This is a genomic window from Mesorhizobium sp. M7A.F.Ca.US.002.01.1.1 (genome assembly GCF_004022955.1).
GTDB classification, from domain to species: Bacteria; Pseudomonadota; Alphaproteobacteria; order Rhizobiales; family Rhizobiaceae; genus Mesorhizobium; species Mesorhizobium ciceri.
Map to the genome: position 1 here is coordinate 14,577 of NZ_RZQE01000016.1, position 19,501 is coordinate 34,077.

Consider the following 19,501-nt stretch of genomic DNA (forward strand, 5'->3'; position numbering starts at 1 on the left):
TCATCAGTCGGCGTTACTTTGACGCCCGAAGCCAAGGGATTTCATGGCATTCGCTCTGGCGGATGCCTTTGCCGAGGGAGGCAATCATGTCCACTGCGCCGTCCCGGCGTGACTACAGCCTGATCGGCCGCGACGCCAAGCTCGCCGTCGAGACCGGCCTGTCGGCGGCCGAGTGGTATCACACCGACATACCGCGCAAGCAGATGAAGGAGCTGATGCAGCGCTCCGACGGGCCGGCGATCCGCGATACCGCGATCTGGTTCGCCGCCCTGATCGTCAGTGGCGCCGGCGGCGCCTGGCTCTGGGGCACATGGTGGTGCGTGCCGTTCTTCTTCGTCTATGGCGTGCTCTACGGCTCCTCGACGGATTCACGCTGGCACGAATGCGGTCACGGCACCGCCTTCCGCACGCAATGGATGAACGATGCGGTCTATCAGATCGCCTGCTTCATGATCATGCGCAATCCGGTGACCTGGCGCTGGAGCCACACGCGCCACCACACCGACACCATCATCGTCGGCCGCGACCCGGAAATCTCGGTGATGCGGCCGCCGGATCTGGTTCGCGCCATGCTGGGCTTCGTCGGCGTGCTCGACGCCTGGCATGCGATGAGCGATATGCTGCGCAACGCCGCCGGCACCGTCAGCGCCGCCGAAAAGACCTTCATTCCAGAACAGGAGCAGCCCAAGGCGATCCGCGTCGCCCGCATCTGGACGGCGATCTATGCCGCCACCGTCGGGCTGGCGCTCTACACCGGTTCGTTCCTGCCGCTGATGCTGGTCGGCCTGCCCAGGCTCTACGGCGCCTGGCACCATGTCATGGTCGGGCTGCTGCAGCATGGTGGCCTGGCCGACAATGTCACCGACCACAGGCTGAACAGCCGCACCGTCTACATGAACCCGATCAGCCGCTTCATCTACTGGAACATGAACTACCATGTCGAGCATCACATGTTTCCGATGGTGCCCTATCATGCGCTGCCGAGGCTGCACGAACTGATCAAGCACGATCTGCCGGAACCGACACCGTCGATCCTGGCCGGCTACCGCGAGATGATCCCGGTCTTCCTGCGCCAGCTGCGCAACGAGGACTATTTCCTCAAGCGCGAGCTGCCGCCGACCGCACGGCCATATCGCGAGGAATTCCACAACGACACTATCGCCGCCGCGGCGGAATGATCGTGCTTCCATCCGATCTAGACTGTTTATTTAACGCAATTCCGGACGGAAAACCGCTGCGCACTTTTTTGCTTTTGGGAGGACTTGAATGAGCGACTGGGTCGAGGCCTGCGCCACCGGCGACATAGACGAGGAGGATGTGATGCGCTTCGACCATGGCGGCCGCACCTTCGCCATCTATCGCAGCCCCGACGACGAGTTCTTCGCCACCGACGGCCTCTGCACGCATGAAAAGGTGCACCTGGCCGACGGGCTGGTGATGGACGACATCATCGAATGCCCCAAGCACAATGGGCGCTTCAACTACAAGACGGGTGACGCCCGCGGTGCGCCGGTCTGCGTCAATCTCAAGACCTATCCGGTCAAGGTCGATGCCGGCAAAGTCCTGATCCAGATCGGATGACCGATATGGCGGGGGGGATGCTCATCATCGGCGCCGGCGAATGCGGCGGGCGGGCGGCATTGGCGCTGCGCGACCTCGATTATCAGGGGCCGGTGACGCTGGTCGGCGACGAGCCGCATCTGCCCTATGAGCGCCCGCCTCTGTCCAAGGAGGCGATGGCCAGCGATGCGCCCGGGATCAAGGCGATCGCCAGCGACGCAATTCTGACCGAGAAGTCGATCCGGCATGTCCATTCCGTCCAGGCCGTCGCGATCGACCGCACGGCGCATACTGTGCGCCTGTCGGACGGATCGGTCCTGCCTTACGAAAAGCTCCTGCTGGCAACCGGTTCGACGCCGCGCAAGCTGCCGATGCCGGGCCTGGGTCCGCGCTGCGTCTATCTCAGAACCTTCGCTGATGCGCTCGCCATTCGCGCGCATCTCACCCCCGGCAACCGTATCGCCATCATCGGCGGCGGCTTTATCGGCCTCGAACTCGCCGCCGCGGCTCGCAAGCTCGGTGCCGCGGTCACCGTCATCGAGGCGCAGCCTCGCATCTTGATGCGCGGCGTGCCGGCGGAGGTCGCGGAAATCATCCATGAGGCGCATGTCGCCGAGGGCGTCGACATCCTGTGCGGCGACGGCATCGCGTCCATCGCCGACGATGGCAACGAGGTTCGCGTCACCCTTGCCGGCGGACGGGAGATATCAGCCGACCTCGCGATCATCGGCATCGGCGCCGTGCCGGTGACCGGGCTTGCGGCCGAAGCGGGGCTGACGATCGACAATGGCATTGCAGTCGATGCCGAGCTGCGCAGCAGCGATCCCGACATCTTTGCCGCCGGCGATTGCTGCTCGTTTCCGCTCGCCGTCTATGGCGGCCGCCGCGTGCGGCTGGAAGCCTGGCGCAACGCCCAGGAACAGGGCGCGCTGGCGGCCAGGAACATGCTCGGCGCCGGCGAGGCGCATGCGGCGGTGCCGTGGTTCTGGTCGGATCAATATGGTCTGTCCCTGCAGATCGCCGGGCTCTCCGACGAGGGCAAAAACACCGTGCGCCGCGATCTCGGCGACGGCGCCTTCATCCTCTTCCATTTGGCTGAAGACGGCAGGCTGGTCGCGGCCAGCGGCATCGGCCCCGGCAACGCGGTCGCCCGCGACATCAGGCTGGCCGAAATGCTGATCGCCAAGCGCGCCAAGCCGGCGCCGGAAGCGCTGGGCTCGCAGGACGTGAAGCTGAAGTCGTTGTTGGCGGCCTGAGCCTACGCTCCCCCTTTTTGGGGGCCGCTGCGCAGCTGCGGGATGGGAGTGCGGCACCGCCCCTAACCTTCGGTCCGACCTGCCCTACAAGGGGCAGGTAAAGGCTCTGAACCCCAGCCCTAAAACAGCGCCTTCAGCTCCGGCAGTTTGTCGTTCACCAGCCAACCATAATAATTCTCTTCCGGCAGCTTTTCGGGCTCACCGGCGGCGCGGCGCCTGTCGTTCTCCGCCTTCAGGGCATAAGCGCGCTGCTCCGGATTGCCGACATTGTAGAGCGTGGCGGTCAGCCCGGGATTGCCCGAAATGTCGAAGCCGGCAATGCTTTTATAGGCATCGATCGATTTCCTGATCGTCGCGGCGACGTAGGGCAGCGTCAGGTCGGGATCCATGATGGTCTTGTAGACCGAATTGGGATCGCCGACGTCGAGCTTGGGCAGGCCCGAAACCTTGTGCACCAGATCGCTCATCTGCAGGGCGGTCAGCGGATTGAGCTGGCCGAGGCCGAAGGTCTGGCCGGCATAATAAGGCTGGAAGAAGGTGGCGCCGAAGCGGTCGTCGGGAAAGCTGGTCCCGCCGACCGACTTGCCGCGAAACGAACGGTTCCACACCTGTTCGCGGCATTCCCACAGATCGTAGCTGTCGGACATCCCCGTGCATTTCTTGAATTCCGGCCGCTGGACGAAGTCGGTGATGTCCTCGCCGTCATAGGCGAAGGACAGCTTGCTGGAGAGATAGGAGATCGCCTTGACATAGTAGGTCTGCAGCCGGTCATAAGCATCGACATTGTAGGTGTGCTCGCCGACGATGGCGCCGACGATGTGCAGGGGATCGATGCCGTAGGCGGCCGCCGCCTTCCTGATCTTGCCGCGCAATTCGGCGTCGTTCTGCAGCAGGGCATAGACCTTGCGGTACTTCGCCTGGAAGCTGGTGTTGGTCGCCTGCGTGCGCCGGCTGGAGGCGCCGGGAATGTCGGGCTGCACGGCATTGCGATTTCCCGGCGGCACCAATGTCGCTGCCTCGGCGGCGAACAGCGTCGCCGCCAGCGTCAAGCCGAGAATGACCAGGATCAGTTTTTTCATGCACCCGCCGCCCAAGCAATTCCAGGAAAAGTGTGAAACGGTTTTCCGGAATTGCGTCAACCAAGAGATCGAGAATTGCCGCGCAAACTAGGTAAAGCTCTTGGTCGAGTCGAGAGCGCCCCTTCACCCGGCAGGACGAAAGGTGGCCAGATGGTACCATCTGGCCACACATGATTTTGCTTGCCGGAAAATGTTGCCTGGACCGGCGCCGGAACGTTTCGGCGCCGTCGTTTAAAGGATGAACCGCGACAGGTCGGTATTCCTGGACAGATCGCCGACATGCTTTTCGACATAGGCGGCGTCGATAGTGACGCTCGTTCCGTTGCGGTCGGGCGCATCGTAGGAGATTTCGTCCAGCACCCGCTCCATCACCGTCTGCAGGCGCCTGGCGCCTATGTTCTCGACGCTGGCGTTGAGATCGACGGCGATGCCGGCGAGCGAATCGATGGCGTCTTCGGTGAAGGTCAACTCGACGCCCTCGGTCTTCATCAGCGCGATATACTGCTTGATCAGGCTGGCCTCGGTCTCGGTTAGGATGCGCACGAAATCGTCCTTCTCCAGCGCCCGCAGTTCGACGCGGATTGGCAGGCGGCCCTGCAATTCCGGCAACAGGTCGGACGGCTTCGAGACGTGGAAGGCGCCGGAGGCGATGAACAGGATGTGATCCGTCTTCAACGGTCCGTATTTGGTCGCCACCGTGGTGCCTTCGACCAGCGGCAGCAGGTCGCGCTGCACGCCTTCGCGCGAGGGCCCGCCGGAAATGTCCGATCTCGCCGCGATCTTGTCGATCTCGTCGAGGAAGACGATGCCGTCGTTTTCCGCGGCATCGAGCGCCCGGCGCACCACCTCGTCCTGATCGAGCAGCTTGTCGGACTCGTCATTGACCAGCAGGTCGTAGGACTCCTTCACCGTCGTCTTGCGCATCTTGGTTTTCTTGCCGCCCATCGCCTTCGACAGCATGTCGTTGATGTTCAGCACGCCGATATTGGCGCCCGGCATGCCGGGGATTTCAAATCCGGGCATGCCGCCGCTGCCGGTGTCGGCAACCTCGACCTCGATTTCCTTGTCGTCGAGCTCGCCGTCGCGCAGCTTCTTGCGGAAACTGTCGCGGGTGGCCGGGCTCGCCGTCTTGCCGACCAGTGCTTCCAGCACACGTTCCTCGGCGTTGACGTGGGCGCGCGCCTTGACGTCCTCACGCATCTTCTCGCGCACCAGGCCGATGGCGATCTCGACGAGGTCGCGGATGATCTGCTCGACATCGCGGCCGACATAGCCGACTTCGGTGAACTTGGTCGCCTCGACCTTGACGAAAGGCGCACCGGCCAGCCGCGCCAGGCGGCGCGAGATTTCCGTCTTGCCGACGCCGGTCGGCCCGATCATCAGGATGTTCTTGGGCATCACCTCTTCGCGCATCTGGCCTTCCAGCTGCTGGCGGCGCCAGCGGTTGCGCAAGGCAATGGCCACGGCGCGCTTGGCGTCCTTCTGGCCGATGATGAAGCGGTCGAGTTCCGAAACGATTTCGCGGGGAGAAAATGTGCTCATATCACTAAATTCCACTTTGCCACTGCTTGATGGCCTCGAACGGATGCAGCAGCATGATCACGTTGAGTGTCAGATTGTCCCGGATGAGGTAGCCGGTGCCGAGTTCGAAGATGATGGCGAGGCTGACGATCACCCATATAGGTAGCCTTCGCGCCATCACAAATCCCAGCACCATGGCCAGTGTGTCCGACACCGAATTGATGATGCTGTCGCCATAGTAATCGAGCGAAATGGTGCCGGCGCGGTAGCGGTCGATGATGAACGGGCTGTTTTCCAGCAGCTCCCAGCCGCCCTCGATGAAGACGGCGAACGCCAGCCTCAGGCCGATCGGCGAACGCGGGAACAGGAACCGCGCCAGCGCATAGAACAGGAAGCCGTGGATGATGTGCGAGAACGTGTACCAGTCCGAAATGTGCTGGGAATTCTCCGAACTGTTCACCACGCCATGCCAGAGCTTGACGTAGCCGCAGGTGCAGATCGGCGTCCGCCCCATGCCGTAGAGCGCCCCGGCCTGGAAGATGACCAGGGCAAGCACCAGCAGAAGCCCCATCCGCCAGCTGTCTTCGTAGGCCGAATAGCTGTTTTCCGTGGCCGGTGTCGTCATCGGTTCATTCCCCCTCGTTTCGCGTCGCCGTCTCGATCATCACAAAGCCCTGTCACGCCTTCAGCGGCGGCAGCCGGCGGATCACGGCCGCCGGCAAGGTGGGGTTGACCACAATCCGCCGGATACGCTGCCAGCCGGCCCCGAACAGAATAATCAGCGCGCCAACAACGACCAGGATCAAGGCAAAAGGCGGGATGCCCGTCGAATCGGAGGCGGAATTCACCAGATAATAGATGCCCAGCGAGCCGAAGTAAGCCAATGTAGGAACCAGAAGCGAACGGCGGTCTATGGCCAGCGCGACATAGAGGAAGCCAAGGATCAGAATCGTCAGCATGATGGTTGCATTGGCATCCGGCGCGATATGTCCGAATACGACGTTTTGGCCGGTTGCCATGATAAAGAGCGGATGCACCAGCATCGGCGCCGAGACGACATGCAGCCAGAAAGCGCAATCGGACCAGATCTTGCGTCGATCCCTGTCGTAAATGTCAAAAGCGACACCCGTTGCGAACACGATCAGGCCGCAGATCAGCGGCATGTAAAGGGCCGCGCGAAGCAATTCGGGAACGTCCTCGAGGCGCGGCGGCGCAATCGCGCCGGTTGTCACACTGTCATACAGGATTATCGCCGTTTGCAGGAAGGCAAGCAGTGTGAAGGCGATGGCGATGGTCCCGGCAATGATGGGGACGCGAAAGCGCCAGAAATAGATCGCCGCCGCGATTATTCCTCCGCCCAGGAACAGATATCCGGCCCGGGACGCCGTCTGGCGCAACGCCAATAGCTGCCAGATGGTTTCCGGCTTGCGTATGCCGAAGCTGGCCTCCACTTGCAGCGCCAGAGCGGCCAGAATGGCGGCCATGAAAATCAGGGCAAGCACGGACGACGATAGCTTCATCCGGTGCTGACGCGTGACGATTTCGGCGAGCCCCCAGGCGAAAACCGCGAGGATGCCGGCGATCCAGAATGTCTGGCCTGGAAGCAAGGTGGTGAGGACAAAGAAGAAGCCGGCGCTGAGCAGAACGGTTCCCACGGTGACGAACAGATCGTTGCCGCCGCCGACCAGCCGCAGGTTTTCCTCGTCACCCTCGTCACCGGCGGGCCTGGCCTCGGGGGCGAGAGCGACCGCGCGTTCCATGGCCTCCAACTGATCGCGCAAGGTCTGCGAGATCAAACCTTTCGCGACTGCCTTGTCGAGGGTTTCGGCGCTGATCAATTGGGCTCCTGCGTCGCGTCGCGCGCCATCAACAGGGCTGGCCCGTACTCCGATGTTCTGGTGTCAAAGGCAACAAAGCCGGCCTTTTCGTAGGCGCGGATCGCCCTGACATTGGCGGGATCCGGGTCGATGATGACGCGCGGAACACCTTCCTCGAAAAGCTGTTCGACGAATTGGCGCACGATCGCCGAGCCATGGCCACGCCCGACCAGCTCCGGCACGCCGATCGACACGTCGATGCCGAGCGTGCCGAACGGCTGGTCGGCGTAGGGGTGGTCGTCTTCCAGATGCGGATCGTAGCTCTGCAGATAGGCGATCGGCTTGCCGTCGAGCTCGACGATCAGCGGCTCGACGGAAATCGAGTCGATATGATCGCTAATCCCGGCGATTTCCGTCTCCGGATCGTCCCACCACTCTGCAACATGCGGCTGGGCAAGCCAGCCGGCGATCATCGGCAGGTCTTTCTCCGTCACCGGCCGAAAATCATAGGTCACCACCTCTTCAGGCGGCATCGAGCGTTTCGACGACGAAATTGTTGTTGGTGTAGACGCAGATGTCGGATGCGATCTGCATCGCCTTGCGGGCGATCTCCTCGGCATCCTTGTCGCTGTCCATCAGCGCGCGGGCCGCGGCCAGCGCGTAATTGCCGCCCGAACCGATGGCCATGACGCCGAATTCGGGTTCGAGCACGTCGCCGGTGCCGGTCAGCGCCAGCGAGACTGACTTGTCTGCCACCAGCATCATCGCTTCCAGCCGGCGCAGATAGCGGTCGGTGCGCCAGTCCTTGGCGAGCTCGACGCAGGCGCGCGTCAGCTGGTCGGGATATTGTTCGAGCTTGGCCTCGAGCCGCTCCAAAAGCGTGAAGGCGTCGGCGGTGGCGCCGGCGAAACCGGCAATCACATTGCCGCCCTTGCCGATGCGGCGCACCTTCTTGGCGTTGCCCTTCATGATGGTCTGGCCAAGGCTGACCTGGCCGTCGCCGGCGATCACCACCTTGTTGCCCTTGCGCACCGTCACGATGGTCGTGGCGTGCATGGTCAGTTCATTGGACATTTCTTGGGCTCCGAGCAGCGCCATCCCGATAAGGCGATTGGCGCGGTACGAGTAACTTTGATCGGCCATATGTATGCATGGGGCCGGTGATTGCAAATCGCTCTCTGGCAAGGCCGATACCGCTGCCAGAGGCAACTGGCAATCGCCGGATCATGCTGCTAGAAGGCTTTCGTTTTCAAGCTTGCGAGCGCTTGAAGCCTCTGAGCCGGTCACGATGTGAACCTCTGGACAAGGATAGAGTGATGCCGCCCCGTTCCGCCGAAGCGAGCCGTAAGACCAAGGAAACCGACATCTCCGTGTCGATCCATGTCGACGGTTCCGGCAAGTCGGATATCGCTACGGGCGTCGGCTTCTTCGATCATATGCTGGACCAGCTGTCGCGCCATTCCCTGATCGATATGACGGTCAGGGCCAAGGGCGACCTGCACATCGACGATCACCACACGGTCGAGGACACCGGCATCGCGCTCGGCCAGGCCTTGACCAAGGCGCTCGGCGAGCGGCGCGGCATCATGCGCTATGCCTCGATCGACCTTGCCATGGACGAGACGCTGACGCGCGCGGCGATCGACGTCTCCGGCCGTCCCTTCCTGGTCTGGAACGTTTCGTTCTCGTCGCCGAAGATCGGCACCTTCGACACCGAACTGGTGCGCGAGTTCTTCCAGGCGCTGGCGCAGAATGCCGGCATTACGTTGCATGTCACCAACCACTATGGCGCCAACAACCATCACATCGCCGAGACCTGCTTCAAGGCGGTGGCGCGCGCGCTGCGCGCTGCTCTCGAACGCGATCCGCGCCAGCCGGATGCGGTTCCCTCCACCAAGGGATCGTTGAAGGGATAAGGCCATGGCCACCTACGTCGTGATGGAACCGCCAGGCCGCAGCGAAAAGGCTGATGCGACGGCCTTTGTCCGCGATGGCTTCACCTGGCTGGGCCTCCTGGTGCCGCCGCTATGGTTCGCCTGGCATCGGCTGTGGATCGAAGCAGCACTTACCTTCGTCGTCATGGGCCTGCTTTCGATGCTGGGCCAGAAGCTCGGCCTTGGTCTGGCTGGGTCGCTGCTGTCGTTGCTGGTTTCGCTCTATGTCGGCCTGGAAGGGCAAGGCCTGCGCATCGCGGCACTTCGCCGGCGTGGTTGGCACGAGTGGGGCGCGGTCGAAGCCGGTTGGCTCGACGATGCCGACACACGCTATGCGCTGGAGGCGGAAGCGCTTGCCGATGAGGTTGTGCCGGCGCCGCGCATGGTCCCCGATGCTGCCTTCGCGCGGCCAGCGCAGCCGGGCATTGCGCTGGGGCTGACCCACATACCGGGAAGAAACTGACATGATTCCGGGAAGAAGCTGATATGCGGGTTGCGATCATCGACTACGGCTCGGGCAATCTGCGCTCGGCCACCAAGGCTTTCGAGCGCGCCGCGCGCGAAGCCGGCATCGTGGCGCAGATCGACCTGACGGCCGATGCCGAGCGGGTGCGCACGGCCGATCGCATCGTCCTGCCCGGCGTCGGCGCCTATGCCGATTGCGCGGCCGGCCTGCAGGCCGTCGAAGGCATGCGGGAAGCCGTCGAAGATGTCGCCATCGTCAAGGGCCGGCCTTTCCTCGGCATCTGCGTCGGCATGCAACTGATGTCGCAGCGCGGCCTTGAAAAGACAATTACCGAGGGCTTCGGCTGGATATCGGGCGACGTCAAGGAGATCATGCCTTCCGATCCGGCGCTGAAGATCCCGCAGATCGGCTGGAACACGATCGAACTCAAACGCCAGCATCCACTGTTTGCCGGCATTCCCACCGGGACCAACGGGCTGCACGCCTATTTCGTGCACTCCTACCACCTCGATGCGCGCAAGCCGGACGAAGTGCTGGCGGTCGCCGATTATGGCGGCCCGGTGACGGCGGCCGTCGCCCGCGACAATCTCGTCGGCACGCAATTCCACCCGGAAAAGAGCCAGGCGCTGGGCCTCGCCCTGATCACCAATTTCCTGCGCTGGAGGCCCTAGAGCATGATCCCGAAAAGTGGACCCCGGTTTTCTCGGACAAACGGTCCCGTTTGTCCCGAGATCATGCTCAAGCAAAGGGGAAACCGATGAGCAAGAAGGGTTACTGGATGGCGATGGTCGAGGTGACCGATCCGGAAAACTATCCGCTATACATTGCCGCCAACAAAGCGGCTTTCGACAAATATGGCGCAAAATTCCTGACCCGCGGCGGTCAGTCGTCGAGCCCGGAAGGGTCGTCGGGCAATCGCCATGTCATCATCGAGTTCGAGAGCTACGCGGTCGCACTCGCCTGCTTCCATTCGCCCGAATACCAGGCGGCGCTGAAGTTCCGACGTCTCTATTCGACATCGCATTTCGCCATTGTGGAAGGCGCCTGAACGGATGATCCTTTTCCCCGCCATCGATCTCAAGGACGGCCAGTGCGTGCGCCTGAAGCACGGCGACATGGCCACCGCGACCATCTACAACGATGATCCTGCAGCGCAGGCGCGGGCCTTCGAGCAACAGGGCTTCGAATGGCTGCATGTCGTCGACCTCAACGGCGCTTTCCAGGGCCAGAGCGTCAACAGCGCGGCGGTCGGCGCCATCCTCAAGGCGACGAAGAACCCTGTGCAGCTCGGCGGCGGCATCCGCACGCTGGCGCAGATCGAGGACTGGCTCGATCGCGGGCTGGCCCGTGTCATCCTCGGCACGGTGGCGGTGCGTGACCCGGACCTGGTCAGACAGGCCTGCAAGGCGTTTCCGGGCAAGGTCGCCGTCGGCATCGACGCCAAGGGCGGCAAGGTCGCCGTCGAGGGCTGGGCCGAGGCGTCGAGCCTCGGCGTCGTCGAACTGGCGAGGAAATTCGAGGGCGCCGGAGTCGCCGCCATCATCTACACCGATATCGACCGCGACGGCGTTTTGACCGGCATCAACTGGGACGCCACCATCGATCTCGCCGATGCCGTATCGATCCCGGTCATCGCGTCGGGCGGCCTCGCCTCGATCGCCGACATCGTGCGCATGACCATGCCCGATGCGCAAAAGCTCGAAGGGGCGATCTCCGGGCGCGCGCTCTATGACGGCCGCATCGATCCGGCCGAGGCCCTGGCGATCCTGCAGGGCAGGGCGGAGACGCGGACGTGAAAATCTCCATCATCCTGGCCTCCTACGACAGCGGCCATTACCATGGCGGCATGGGCCAGGGCCCGGACGCACTGATATCAGGCGGGCTCGTCGACGCGCTGACCATGGCCGGCCATGACGTTACGGTGGAAGACATCGGCAGGGTCGGAGACATCCAGGAGCGCGAGATCGCCACCGGCTTTGCTGTCTGCAACGCGGTTGCGACCGAGGTTCGCCTTGCCCGTGACGCCGGCCGGTTTCCCATCGTCCTTGCGGGAAACTGCCTGACATCAGCCGGTGCGGTCGCCGGCGAGGACGCCGATGCGATCATCTGGGCCGACCAGCATGGCGACCTCAACACGCCCGAGACATCGGCGTACGGGTTTCTCGACGGCATGGCGCTGGCGACGGTGCTTGGCCTGTGCTGGAGGCCGATGGCTTCGGCCATTCCCGGCTTCAAGCCGATCGATCCGTCGCGTTGCGTGCTCGTCAACGCGCGCGATCTCGATCCGGACGAGAAGCGGCTGCTGGAGACATTGCCGATCGTGCGGACGGAATGCTCCGGGGTGGCCCAGGCGACCGAAAGACTGAAGATCGCCGGCGCCAAACGCGTGCACATGCATCTCGACATGGACGTGCATGATCCCCGCGAGTTGCAGGCCAACCGCTATATCACTTCGGGCGGCCCGAGCCCGGAGCAGTTGCGCGACGCCACTTGCGCCATGGCGATTGCGGTGCCGGTCGTCGGCATCACCGTCTCCGCCTACGACCCGGCTTTCGACGCGCAGGCCGATGTGCCGCCGCTGGTCGGTCAATTGCTGAACGATCTCATCGCCACGATAGAGGGCCGCTGATGCTGAAAGCCCGTGTCATCCCCTGTCTCGACGTCAAGAACGGCCGTGTCGTCAAGGGCGTCAACTTCGTCGATCTCGTCGACGCCGGCGATCCGGTCGAGGCGGCCAAGGCCTATGACGCGGCCGGCGCCGACGAGCTTTGCTTCCTCGACATCACTGCTTCGTCGGACAATCGCGAAACCATCTTCGACGTCATCGCACGCACCGCCGAACAATGCTTCATGCCGCTGACCGTCGGCGGCGGCGTGCGCCAGGTCGCCGACATCAGGAAGCTGCTCTTGGCCGGCGCGGACAAGGTGTCGATCAACACGGCGGCGGTGAAGAACCCGGATTTCGTTGCCGAGGCCGCCGACAAGTTCGGCAACCAGTGCATCGTCGTCGCCATCGACGCCAAGAAAGTGTCCGCCACCGGTGAGGCCGACCGCTGGGAAATCTTCACCCATGGCGGGCGCGAAAAGACCGGCATCGACGCGGTCGAGTTCGCGCGGAAAATGGTCGATCGCGGCGCCGGCGAGATCCTGCTGACCTCGATGGATCGCGACGGCACCAAGGCCGGCTACGACATCGCGCTGACCCGCGCGATATCAGACGCCGTGCGTGCGCCGGTCATCGCTTCCGGCGGCGTCGGCACGCTCGACCACATGGTCGAAGGCATTCGCGACGGCCATGCCGGCGCGGTGCTGGCCGCGTCCATCTTCCATTTCGGTACCTACACGATAGCGCAGGCCAAGGCGCATATGGCCGCCGCAGGGCTGCCGATGCGGCTGGACTCTGTGAATAATCGGCCCTAAAGCATGATCCCGAAAAGTGGGAACCGGTTTTCGGAAAAGATCATGCCTAAACAAGCAGATAGATGGCGCCATGGCTGAGTTTTCGCTGTCAGATCTTGAAGAAACCATCAGGGAACGCGCCCATTCCGGCGACCCGGACTCGTGGACGGCAAAACTGTTCGCGCGCGGCATCGACAAGGCGGCGCAGAAACTCGGCGAGGAAGCAGTCGAGACGGTGATTGCCGCAGTCAAGGGCGACAAACAGGCCCTCGTTTCGGAAAGTGCCGATCTTATATATCATTGGCTCGTCGTTCTCGGCCTCTCGGGGGTTTCGCTGAGCGACGTGCTCAAGGAGCTCGAAGGCCGCACCCGGCGTTCGGGCATCGCCGAGAAGGCGTCACGGCCCAAGGGCTGACCGCGAGGAAGGGCAGGTATCTCGATGGATCAGCTCGCGCCGACCGAGAAGTATTCCCCGTTTCGCTTCTTCTCCGCCGAGCAATGGTCGCAATTCCGCGCCGACACGCCGCTGACGCTGAGCGCGGACGAATTCCGCCGCCTGCGCTCGCTCAACGATCCGGTCGATCTCGAAGAGGTCACGCGCATCTATCTGTCGCTGTCGCGGCTGTTGTCGGCTCATGTCGAAGCGAGCCAGCTGCTGTTTCGGCAACGCCAGGCCTTCTTCAACGCGGTCGACGTGGTCAAGACGCCCTTCATCATCGGCATCGCCGGTTCCGTCGCGGTCGGCAAATCGACGACCGCACGCGTGCTGAAGGAGCTTTTGGCGCGCTGGCCGTCGAGCCCCAAGGTCGATCTCATCACCACCGACGGCTTCCTGCTGCCCAACGAGGTCCTGCGCCGCGAGAACCTGATGGAGCGCAAGGGTTTTCCAGACAGTTACGATGTCGGCGCGCTGCTGCGCTTCCTGTCGGGCATCAAGTCGGCGCTGCCCGATGTCCGCGCGCCGGTCTATTCGCACCTCACCTATGACGTCATTCCCGGCGAGTTCGTCACCATCGACCGGCCCGACATATTGATCTTCGAAGGCATCAATGTCCTGCAGCCCGGCAAGCTGCCGCAGGACGGCAAGATCGTGCCTTTCCTGTCGGACTTCTTCGATTTCGCCATCTACATCGATGCCGACGAGAAGCTGATCCACAACTGGTACATTTCCCGCTTCATGCGGCTGCGTGAGACCGCCTTCCGCAATCCGGACTCCTTCTTTCACCGCTACTCGCAGCTGTCGGAGGGTTCGGCGCGCGCCATCGCCGAAGGGCTGTGGACCAACATCAATTTGAAGAATCTGCGCGAGAACATCCTGCCGACGCGGGCCCGCGCCGACTTGATCCTGCGCAAGGGGGCCGACCACCTGATCGAGGAAGTGGCGCTCAGGAAGCTGTGACGGCCGGCTTCGTCACCCGTCGCAATGTCAAATTGATCCGCCCACCGTTTTTCAGCAGTGCCGAGGTCGAGGGATAGATCCGATCGACGCCGTGAAAGCACAGCCGCCCCTCACCGCCGAGCACCACGACGTCACCGCTTTGCAGCCTGAACGACTTGGTGGCGCCATCACGCGTGGTCTGGCCAACCCGGAACAGGCAGTCGTCGCCGAGCGAGACGGAGACGACCGGCGCCGAAAAATCGGTCTCGTCGCGGTCCTGATGCAGGCCCATCTTCGCATCCGCCGTGTAGAAATTGATCAGGCACGCTTCCGGCGGATGCGGATAGCCCGAGACCTCGCGCCACAGGTCGAGCAGCGCATCCGGAATTGGCGGCCAAGGCTCCCCGGTTAGCGGATGCGCCGGCTGGTAACGATAGCCGTGCTCCTTGTCGGTAACCCAGCCCAGCGGCCCGCAATTGGTCATGCGCACGCTCATCTCCTTGCCGGTGCGCGGCATGGCCGGCACGAACAGCGGCGCCTGCTGCACGATCCGTCTCACCTCGTCGACCAGTTCTTCCTGCACGGTGCGTGACAGGTAGGCCGGCATGTGGCGGACGCCTTTGGGCAGAACGAGCACGGATTCGATCGCCTTTTGGATGGTTCGGAACCGTAAAATGTCACGATCAAATGAAAACGGCGACCCGAAAGCCGCCGCTCTTGTCGAATTGGCAGTAGCCTCGATTAGGCGAGGTCGGGGATGCGCAGCACCTGGCCCGGATAGATCTTGTCGGGATGGGTCAGCATCGGCTTGTTGGCCTCGAATATGACCGTGTTCTTGACGCCTTGGCCCTTGCCGTAGCTTTTCTCGGCGATCTTCCAGAGATTGTCGCCCTTCTTCACGGTGTAAAAGGTGGGCTCCTTGGCGGGGGCGGCGGCCGTGCCAGGTGCTGGCGCGACCTGTAATTCGTCCGCCTGCACCTTGGAGACGCCGAGCGTGTTGCCGACGGCGATGACCGCCTTCTCGAAAATCGACTGGTCCTTGACCACACCCTTCAGCACCGCCGTATCGCCGTTGACGACGACCTCGACGCCATCGGTGCCGAGCTTGTGCGAATCGAGCTCCTTCTTGAGTGTGTCGGCCGTGGGTGCGGCTTCGTCGTCACCGCCGATGCCCAGTTTCTTGCCGACACTCTTGACGAAATCGAACATGCCCATCGTTGGTCTCCATTGCTGTGGTGGGTGATCGCAGCTTGCCATCTGCAACCCAGAATTGGAAGCCACCCGCGCGTTGCAGCTTCGCGGTGCTTAATCGTTCTCCACCCGGCCGCGCAGCTTCTTGATCGTGCCGCGCCCGGCCTTGCTCTTCAGCCGCCGTTCCACGGCACCTTTCGACGGCCGCGTCTTCTTGCGCGGCGGCGGTGGCGGCTCGGCGGCCTTGGCGACCAATGCCGTCAGCCGTGCCCGCGCATCCGCCCGGTTCTGTTCCTGGGTGCGGAAGCGGCCCGCTTCGATGACGATGACGCCGTCCTTGGTGGCACGCTGGCCGGCAAGCTTGATCGTCCGCTCGCGCACGCGCTCCGACAGACCCGCTGCGTTGGCGGCGTCGAAGCGCAGTTGCACCGCCGTCGCCACCTTGTTGACGTTCTGGCCGCCGGGACCGGACGAGCGGATGAAATCCTCGTGCAGGTCGCCCGGATGGATCACCGCATCGCCTGATATGAAGATATTGTCGTCGCTCGCCATGCCGCAGTCATGGCGCGGCGGATCGAAAAAGAAAAGGCCCGATCGAACCGGGCCTTTCAACGAAGCTGAACCTTGTGGCGCGATTACTCCGCGGCTTCCTGCATGCGCGGCGCCGCACCCAGCACCACGGCGTCGACATGGCTTTCGAATTTCTCGAAATTGACGGCGAACATGCCGACCAGCCTTGCCGCCTGCCGGTCATAGCCGGCCTTGTCGGCCCAGGTGGAGCGCGGGTCGAGAATGGCGCTGTCGACGCCTCGAACCGCCACCGGCACCTCGAAACCGAAATGAGGGTCGGTGCGGAACTCGGCCGTCTTGAGCGAGCCGTCGAGTGCGGCGGCAAGCAAGGCGCGCGTCGCCTTGATCGGCATGCGCTTGCCGGTGCCGTAGGCGCCGCCGGTCCAGCCGGTGTTGACCAGCCAGCAATCGGCGCCGTGGCGGGCAATCAGCTCGCGCAGCAGATTGCCGTATTCCGATGGATGGCGCGGCATGAACGGTGCGCCGAAACAGGTCGAAAACGTCGCTTCGGGCTCGGTCACGCCCTTTTCGGTTCCGGCCACCTTGGCGGTGTAGCCGGAGAGGAAATGATACATCGCCTGCGCCGGGGTCAGCCGCGCGATCGGCGGCATCACGCCGAACGCATCGGCGGTCAGCATGATGATGTTCTTCGGATGGTTGGCGCGGCCGGTCTTGCTGGCGTTGGGGATGAAATCCAGCGGGTAGGCGCAGCGTGTGTTTTCGGTCAGCCTTCCGTCGTTGAAATCCGGCACGCCATCAGCGTCGAGCACGACATTTTCCAGCACCGTGCCGAAGCGCTGCGTGGTGGCGAAGATTTCCGGCTCGGCTTCCGCCGACAGCTTGATCGTCTTGGCGTAGCAGCCGCCTTCGAAATTGAAGATGCCGTGGGGTCCCCAGCCATGCTCGTCGTCGCCGATCAGCGTGCGCGAGGGATCGGCCGAGAGTGTCGTCTTGCCGGTGCCCGACAGGCCGAAGAAGATGGCTGCGTCGCCGGCCATACCCTCGTTGGCCGAGCAATGCATCGGCATCACGCCTTTCGCCGGCAGCAGATAGTTGAGCATGGTGAACACCGACTTCTTCATCTCGCCGGCATAGGAGGTGCCGCCGATCAGCACGATCTTGCGCGTGAGATCCACGGCGATCACCGTTTCAGCGCGGCTGCCGTGGCGGGCGGGATCGGCGCGGAAGGACGGCAGGTCGATGATCGTCATGTCAGGCACGAAATGCTCGAGCTCGGCGGCATCGGGACGAATGAGCAGATTGCGGATGAACAGCGAGTGCCAGGCAAATTCGGTGATCACCCTGGTCGGCAGCTTCAGCTCCGCATCGGCGCCGCCGATCAGGTCCTGGACGTATAGATCCTTGTCCGCGGCATGCGTCTGGAAATCGGCGAGCAGCGTGTCGAACTGGGCTTGTGAAATTGCCTTGTTGTTGTCCCACCAGACATGCGGTTCGGTGTCGCTGTTGCGGACGACAAACTTGTCCTTGGGCGAGCGGCCGGTATGCTGGCCTGTCTCGGCGACCAACGCGCCATGTGCGGTCAAGCGGGCCTCGCCGCGCCGGATCGAGTCCTCATAAAGAGCAGCCGCACCGAAATTATAGCGCACCACGCCGGTGGTTTTCAGGCCGATATGATCGATCGCGCAGGCGGAATTGCGTTTGCCGACTTCCGACATCGAGTGTCCCTCTTGGATTTGCCGCATCTTTGCCGGCACGTTCCCGGCACGCCCACTACGCGGGCTGAGATGGTCAGAACCAGAAAAGACGAATGATATCAAATCATTAATCGATTTAAATATTTTGAAAGTTGTTTAAATCGTTTATATGTGCAAAAAGTTTGGCGGTTGCCCAAAGGATTGGCGATGTACGTTCGTCCAATCCCTGTCGAGGTAGGATTGTGGCCGCCGGCATGCCGCGCGTGACAGCGGACAAGGCCTATGCCACATTTTGTACCTAATTTGTCCTGCAAAAGCCCCTTCTCTACGACAGAAGGGACAGCTCATGAGGGAGCCGCTTGAAATGGCAACAATCGCGCTTGTCGATGACGACCGCAACATTCTGACATCGGTGTCGATCGCCCTGGAATCCGAGGGGTATCGCGTCGAGACCTACACGGATGGTGCGTCGGCGCTGGAAGGCCTGGCGGCACGCCCGCCGAACCTTGCCATCCTCGACATCAAGATGCCGCGCATGGACGGCATGGAACTGCTGCGCCGGATGCGCCAGAAGTCCGACCTGCCGGTGATCTTCCTGACCTCCAAGGACGACGAGATCGACGAATTGTTCGGCCTCAAGATGGGCGCCGACGATTTCATCCGCAAACCCTTCTCACAGCGCCTGCTGGTCGAGCGCGTGCGCGCCGTGCTGCGCCGCGCCAGTGCCCGCGAGGCCGCCGCCAAGACACCCAGCCAGCAGGCCCGCTCTCTCGAGCGCGGCCAGCTCGTCATGGACCAGGAGCGCCACACCTGCACCTGGAAGGGCGAGCCGGTGACGCTCACCGTCACCGAGTTCCTGATCCTGCATTCGCTGGCGCAGCGTCCCGGTGTCGTAAAAAGCCGTGATGCGCTGATGGATTCGGCTTATGATGAACAGGTCTATGTCGACGACCGCACCATCGACAGCCACATCAAGCGGCTGCGCAAGAAGTTCAAGGCCGTCGACGACGACTTCGAGATGATCGAAACCCTTTACGGAGTCGGATACCGGTTCCGCGAAGCATAAGTAGCAGGGCCTGCTATTCGATGGCAGTGGAAGCACAGCGAACAAGACCGGCGGGCGCCTCCAGGCGGCCGTCGCGGATCATGCCGTCCTTCGTCTCGAAGATCACGGTGCCGATGCGCCGCTTCCTTGGCCATCACATCTTTTCCAGCCTGACGCGGCGTATCCTGTTCCTCAACCTTGCCGGCCTCGCCGTCCTGGTGACCGGCATCCTCTATCTCAACACCTTCCGCGACGGGCTGATCGACGCCCGCGTCGAAAGCCTGATGACCCAGGGCGAGATCATCGCCGGCGCCATCGCCGCTTCGGCGACGGTCGAGACGGATTCGATCAGCATCGACCCGGAAAAGCTGCTTGAACTGCAGGCCGGCGAAAGCCTGGGGCCGGGCTCCGACCAGCTCGACAATCTCGATTTCCCCATCAACCCGGAGCGTGTTGCCCCGGTGCTGCGAAGGCTGATCTCGCCGACCAGGACCCGCGCCCGCATCTATGACCGCGACGCCAATCTGCTGCTCGATTCGCGCCACCTCTATTCGCGTGGCCAGATCCTGCGCTACGACCTGCCGCCGGTCGAGGAAGAAGAGCCCGATCTGGTCGAGCGCATCCAGAAAT

24 protein-coding genes are annotated in these 19,501 nt (G+C 63.0%); 14 read left to right on the forward strand and 10 right to left on the reverse strand.

The window, feature by feature from the left end; genetic code table 11:
• Positions 1-86 precede the first annotated feature (86 nt).
• The 3 genes from EN932_RS03885 (at position 87) to EN932_RS03895 (ending at position 2,816) form a co-directional block, all read left to right on the forward strand.
• Positions 87-1,178, forward strand: coding sequence for a fatty acid desaturase family protein (locus tag EN932_RS03885; RefSeq protein WP_024502008.1), 1,092 nt, complete (start codon positions 87-89; stop codon positions 1,176-1,178).
• Between the two features lie 88 nt (positions 1,179-1,266).
• Complete coding sequence (locus EN932_RS03890) at positions 1,267-1,581, forward strand: MocE family 2Fe-2S type ferredoxin (RefSeq protein WP_027161041.1); 315 nt, start codon at positions 1,267-1,269, stop codon at positions 1,579-1,581.
• Positions 1,578-2,816 (forward strand): FAD-dependent oxidoreductase, encoded by a 1,239-nt coding sequence (locus EN932_RS03895; RefSeq protein WP_164766082.1) that lies wholly within the window; start codon positions 1,578-1,580, stop codon positions 2,814-2,816. The genes EN932_RS03890 and EN932_RS03895 overlap by 4 nt, the downstream gene beginning before the upstream one ends.
• 119 nt (positions 2,817-2,935) lie before the next feature.
• On the opposite strand, the gene EN932_RS03900 is transcribed toward EN932_RS03895, so the two are convergent.
• From EN932_RS03900 to hslV, 6 genes are all read right to left on the reverse strand, one after another.
• Positions 2,936-3,895, reverse strand: coding sequence for a DUF1402 family protein (locus tag EN932_RS03900; RefSeq protein WP_127388249.1), 960 nt, complete (start codon positions 3,893-3,895; stop codon positions 2,936-2,938).
• Between the two features lie 231 nt (positions 3,896-4,126).
• Entirely contained in the window at positions 4,127-5,437 is a 1,311-nt protein-coding gene (hslU, locus tag EN932_RS03905) for an ATP-dependent protease ATPase subunit HslU (RefSeq protein WP_024502005.1), read from the reverse strand.
• A 4-nt stretch (positions 5,438-5,441) separates the two neighbouring features.
• Positions 5,442-5,987 carry a DUF2585 domain-containing protein gene (locus tag EN932_RS03910; RefSeq protein WP_224618702.1) on the reverse strand — a complete coding sequence of 182 codons (546 nt, stop codon included), beginning with the start codon at positions 5,985-5,987 and terminating at the stop codon, positions 5,442-5,444.
• A 106-nt stretch (positions 5,988-6,093) separates the two neighbouring features.
• Complete coding sequence (locus EN932_RS03915) at positions 6,094-7,254, reverse strand: hypothetical protein (protein WP_127369767.1); 1,161 nt, start codon at positions 7,252-7,254, stop codon at positions 6,094-6,096.
• Positions 7,251-7,766: a GNAT family N-acetyltransferase gene (locus EN932_RS03920; protein ID WP_127369768.1), complete on the reverse strand. Its 516-nt coding sequence runs from the start codon at positions 7,764-7,766 to the stop codon at positions 7,251-7,253. Before EN932_RS03920 ends, EN932_RS03915 begins: the two co-directional genes overlap by 4 nt.
• Positions 7,756-8,307, reverse strand: a complete 552-nt coding sequence (gene hslV, locus EN932_RS03925) for an ATP-dependent protease subunit HslV (protein ID WP_013528351.1) — start codon at positions 8,305-8,307, stop codon at positions 7,756-7,758. Before hslV ends, EN932_RS03920 begins: the two co-directional genes overlap by 11 nt.
• A gap of 242 nt (positions 8,308-8,549) precedes the next feature.
• On the opposite strand from hslV, the gene hisB reads away from it, so the two are divergent.
• The 9 genes from hisB (at position 8,550) to coaA (ending at position 14,431) form a co-directional block, all read left to right on the forward strand.
• Complete coding sequence (gene hisB / locus EN932_RS03930; RefSeq protein WP_024502002.1) at positions 8,550-9,149, forward strand: imidazoleglycerol-phosphate dehydratase HisB; 600 nt, start codon at positions 8,550-8,552, stop codon at positions 9,147-9,149.
• Positions 9,150-9,153: 4 nt separating this feature from the next.
• Positions 9,154-9,630 (forward strand): DUF2628 domain-containing protein, encoded by a 477-nt coding sequence (locus EN932_RS03935; protein ID WP_127369473.1) that lies wholly within the window; start codon positions 9,154-9,156, stop codon positions 9,628-9,630.
• A gap of 23 nt (positions 9,631-9,653) precedes the next feature.
• Positions 9,654-10,304 (forward strand): imidazole glycerol phosphate synthase subunit HisH, encoded by a 651-nt coding sequence (gene hisH / locus EN932_RS03940; RefSeq protein WP_127369472.1) that lies wholly within the window; start codon positions 9,654-9,656, stop codon positions 10,302-10,304.
• An 86-nt stretch (positions 10,305-10,390) separates the two neighbouring features.
• Complete coding sequence (locus EN932_RS03945; RefSeq protein WP_013528347.1) at positions 10,391-10,681, forward strand: DUF1330 domain-containing protein; 291 nt, start codon at positions 10,391-10,393, stop codon at positions 10,679-10,681.
• Between the two features lie 4 nt (positions 10,682-10,685).
• Positions 10,686-11,429 carry a 1-(5-phosphoribosyl)-5-[(5-phosphoribosylamino)methylideneamino]imidazole-4-carboxamide isomerase gene (gene hisA, locus EN932_RS03950; RefSeq protein WP_013528346.1) on the forward strand — a complete coding sequence of 248 codons (744 nt, stop codon included), beginning with the start codon at positions 10,686-10,688 and terminating at the stop codon, positions 11,427-11,429.
• Positions 11,426-12,262: an arginase family protein gene (locus tag EN932_RS03955; RefSeq protein WP_063170994.1), complete on the forward strand. Its 837-nt coding sequence runs from the start codon at positions 11,426-11,428 to the stop codon at positions 12,260-12,262. Before hisA ends, EN932_RS03955 begins: the two co-directional genes overlap by 4 nt.
• Positions 12,259-13,053 carry an imidazole glycerol phosphate synthase subunit HisF gene (hisF, locus tag EN932_RS03960; RefSeq protein ID WP_024501998.1) on the forward strand — a complete coding sequence of 265 codons (795 nt, stop codon included), beginning with the start codon at positions 12,259-12,261 and terminating at the stop codon, positions 13,051-13,053. The genes EN932_RS03955 and hisF overlap by 4 nt, the downstream gene beginning before the upstream one ends.
• A gap of 70 nt (positions 13,054-13,123) precedes the next feature.
• Positions 13,124-13,447 (forward strand): phosphoribosyl-ATP diphosphatase, encoded by a 324-nt coding sequence (locus EN932_RS03965; RefSeq protein ID WP_063170995.1) that lies wholly within the window; start codon positions 13,124-13,126, stop codon positions 13,445-13,447.
• Between the two features lie 24 nt (positions 13,448-13,471).
• Entirely contained in the window at positions 13,472-14,431 is a 960-nt protein-coding gene (gene coaA, locus EN932_RS03970; protein ID WP_013528342.1) for a type I pantothenate kinase, read from the forward strand.
• Here coaA and EN932_RS03975 read toward each other — a convergent pair.
• From EN932_RS03975 to EN932_RS03990, 4 genes are all read right to left on the reverse strand, one after another.
• Positions 14,418-15,047: an alpha-ketoglutarate-dependent dioxygenase AlkB gene (locus EN932_RS03975; RefSeq protein WP_127369979.1), complete on the reverse strand. Its 630-nt coding sequence runs from the start codon at positions 15,045-15,047 to the stop codon at positions 14,418-14,420. The genes coaA and EN932_RS03975 overlap by 14 nt on opposite strands.
• Positions 15,048-15,151: 104 nt before the next feature.
• On the reverse strand, positions 15,152-15,625 hold the full coding sequence (gene lysM / locus EN932_RS03980; RefSeq protein ID WP_013528340.1) for a peptidoglycan-binding protein LysM: 474 nt from the start codon (positions 15,623-15,625) through the stop codon (positions 15,152-15,154).
• Between the two features lie 90 nt (positions 15,626-15,715).
• Entirely contained in the window at positions 15,716-16,153 is a 438-nt protein-coding gene (arfB, locus tag EN932_RS03985) for an alternative ribosome rescue aminoacyl-tRNA hydrolase ArfB (RefSeq protein WP_027161031.1), read from the reverse strand.
• A gap of 83 nt (positions 16,154-16,236) precedes the next feature.
• Positions 16,237-17,847: a phosphoenolpyruvate carboxykinase gene (locus EN932_RS03990; RefSeq protein ID WP_127384674.1), complete on the reverse strand. Its 1,611-nt coding sequence runs from the start codon at positions 17,845-17,847 to the stop codon at positions 16,237-16,239.
• 343 nt (positions 17,848-18,190) lie between these two features.
• Between EN932_RS03990 and EN932_RS03995 the strand changes: the two genes are divergently transcribed.
• Both EN932_RS03995 and EN932_RS04000 read left to right on the forward strand, forming a co-directional pair.
• Positions 18,191-18,892, forward strand: coding sequence for a response regulator transcription factor (locus tag EN932_RS03995; protein WP_013528337.1), 702 nt, complete (start codon positions 18,191-18,193; stop codon positions 18,890-18,892).
• A 20-nt stretch (positions 18,893-18,912) separates the two neighbouring features.
• A partial coding sequence (locus EN932_RS04000) for a stimulus-sensing domain-containing protein (RefSeq protein WP_206618911.1) occupies positions 18,913-19,501 on the forward strand: 589 nt, incomplete at its 3' end.

Bases quoted from the DNA above. Each gene is read 5' to 3' on its own strand.
- EN932_RS03885 (WP_024502008.1), top strand. From the start codon at position 87: ATGTCCACTGCGCCGTCCCGGCGTGACTACAGCCTGATCGGCCGCGAC.
- EN932_RS03890 (WP_027161041.1), top strand. From the start codon at position 1,267: ATGAGCGACTGGGTCGAGGCCTGCGCCACCGGCGACATAGACGAGGAG.
- EN932_RS03895 (WP_164766082.1), top strand. From the start codon at position 1,578: ATGACCGATATGGCGGGGGGGATGCTCATCATCGGCGCCGGCGAATGC.
- EN932_RS03900 (WP_127388249.1), bottom strand. From the start codon at position 3,895: ATGAAAAAACTGATCCTGGTCATTCTCGGCTTGACGCTGGCGGCGACG.
- hslU (WP_024502005.1), bottom strand. From the start codon at position 5,437: ATGAGCACATTTTCTCCCCGCGAAATCGTTTCGGAACTCGACCGCTTC.
- EN932_RS03910 (WP_224618702.1), bottom strand. From the start codon at position 5,987: ATGGGGCTTCTGCTGGTGCTTGCCCTGGTCATCTTCCAGGCCGGGGCG.
- EN932_RS03920 (WP_127369768.1), bottom strand. From the start codon at position 7,766: ATGCCGCCTGAAGAGGTGGTGACCTATGATTTTCGGCCGGTGACGGAG.
- hslV (WP_013528351.1), bottom strand. From the start codon at position 8,307: ATGTCCAATGAACTGACCATGCACGCCACGACCATCGTGACGGTGCGC.
- hisB (WP_024502002.1), top strand. From the start codon at position 8,550: ATGCCGCCCCGTTCCGCCGAAGCGAGCCGTAAGACCAAGGAAACCGAC.
- EN932_RS03935 (WP_127369473.1), top strand. From the start codon at position 9,154: ATGGCCACCTACGTCGTGATGGAACCGCCAGGCCGCAGCGAAAAGGCT.
- hisH (WP_127369472.1), top strand. From the start codon at position 9,654: ATGCGGGTTGCGATCATCGACTACGGCTCGGGCAATCTGCGCTCGGCC.
- EN932_RS03945 (WP_013528347.1), top strand. From the start codon at position 10,391: ATGAGCAAGAAGGGTTACTGGATGGCGATGGTCGAGGTGACCGATCCG.
- hisA (WP_013528346.1), top strand. From the start codon at position 10,686: ATGATCCTTTTCCCCGCCATCGATCTCAAGGACGGCCAGTGCGTGCGC.
- EN932_RS03965 (WP_063170995.1), top strand. From the start codon at position 13,124: ATGGCTGAGTTTTCGCTGTCAGATCTTGAAGAAACCATCAGGGAACGC.
- coaA (WP_013528342.1), top strand. From the start codon at position 13,472: ATGGATCAGCTCGCGCCGACCGAGAAGTATTCCCCGTTTCGCTTCTTC.
- lysM (WP_013528340.1), bottom strand. From the start codon at position 15,625: ATGGGCATGTTCGATTTCGTCAAGAGTGTCGGCAAGAAACTGGGCATC.
- arfB (WP_027161031.1), bottom strand. From the start codon at position 16,153: ATGGCGAGCGACGACAATATCTTCATATCAGGCGATGCGGTGATCCAT.
- EN932_RS03990 (WP_127384674.1), bottom strand. From the start codon at position 17,847: ATGTCGGAAGTCGGCAAACGCAATTCCGCCTGCGCGATCGATCATATC.
- EN932_RS03995 (WP_013528337.1), top strand. From the start codon at position 18,191: ATGGCAACAATCGCGCTTGTCGATGACGACCGCAACATTCTGACATCG.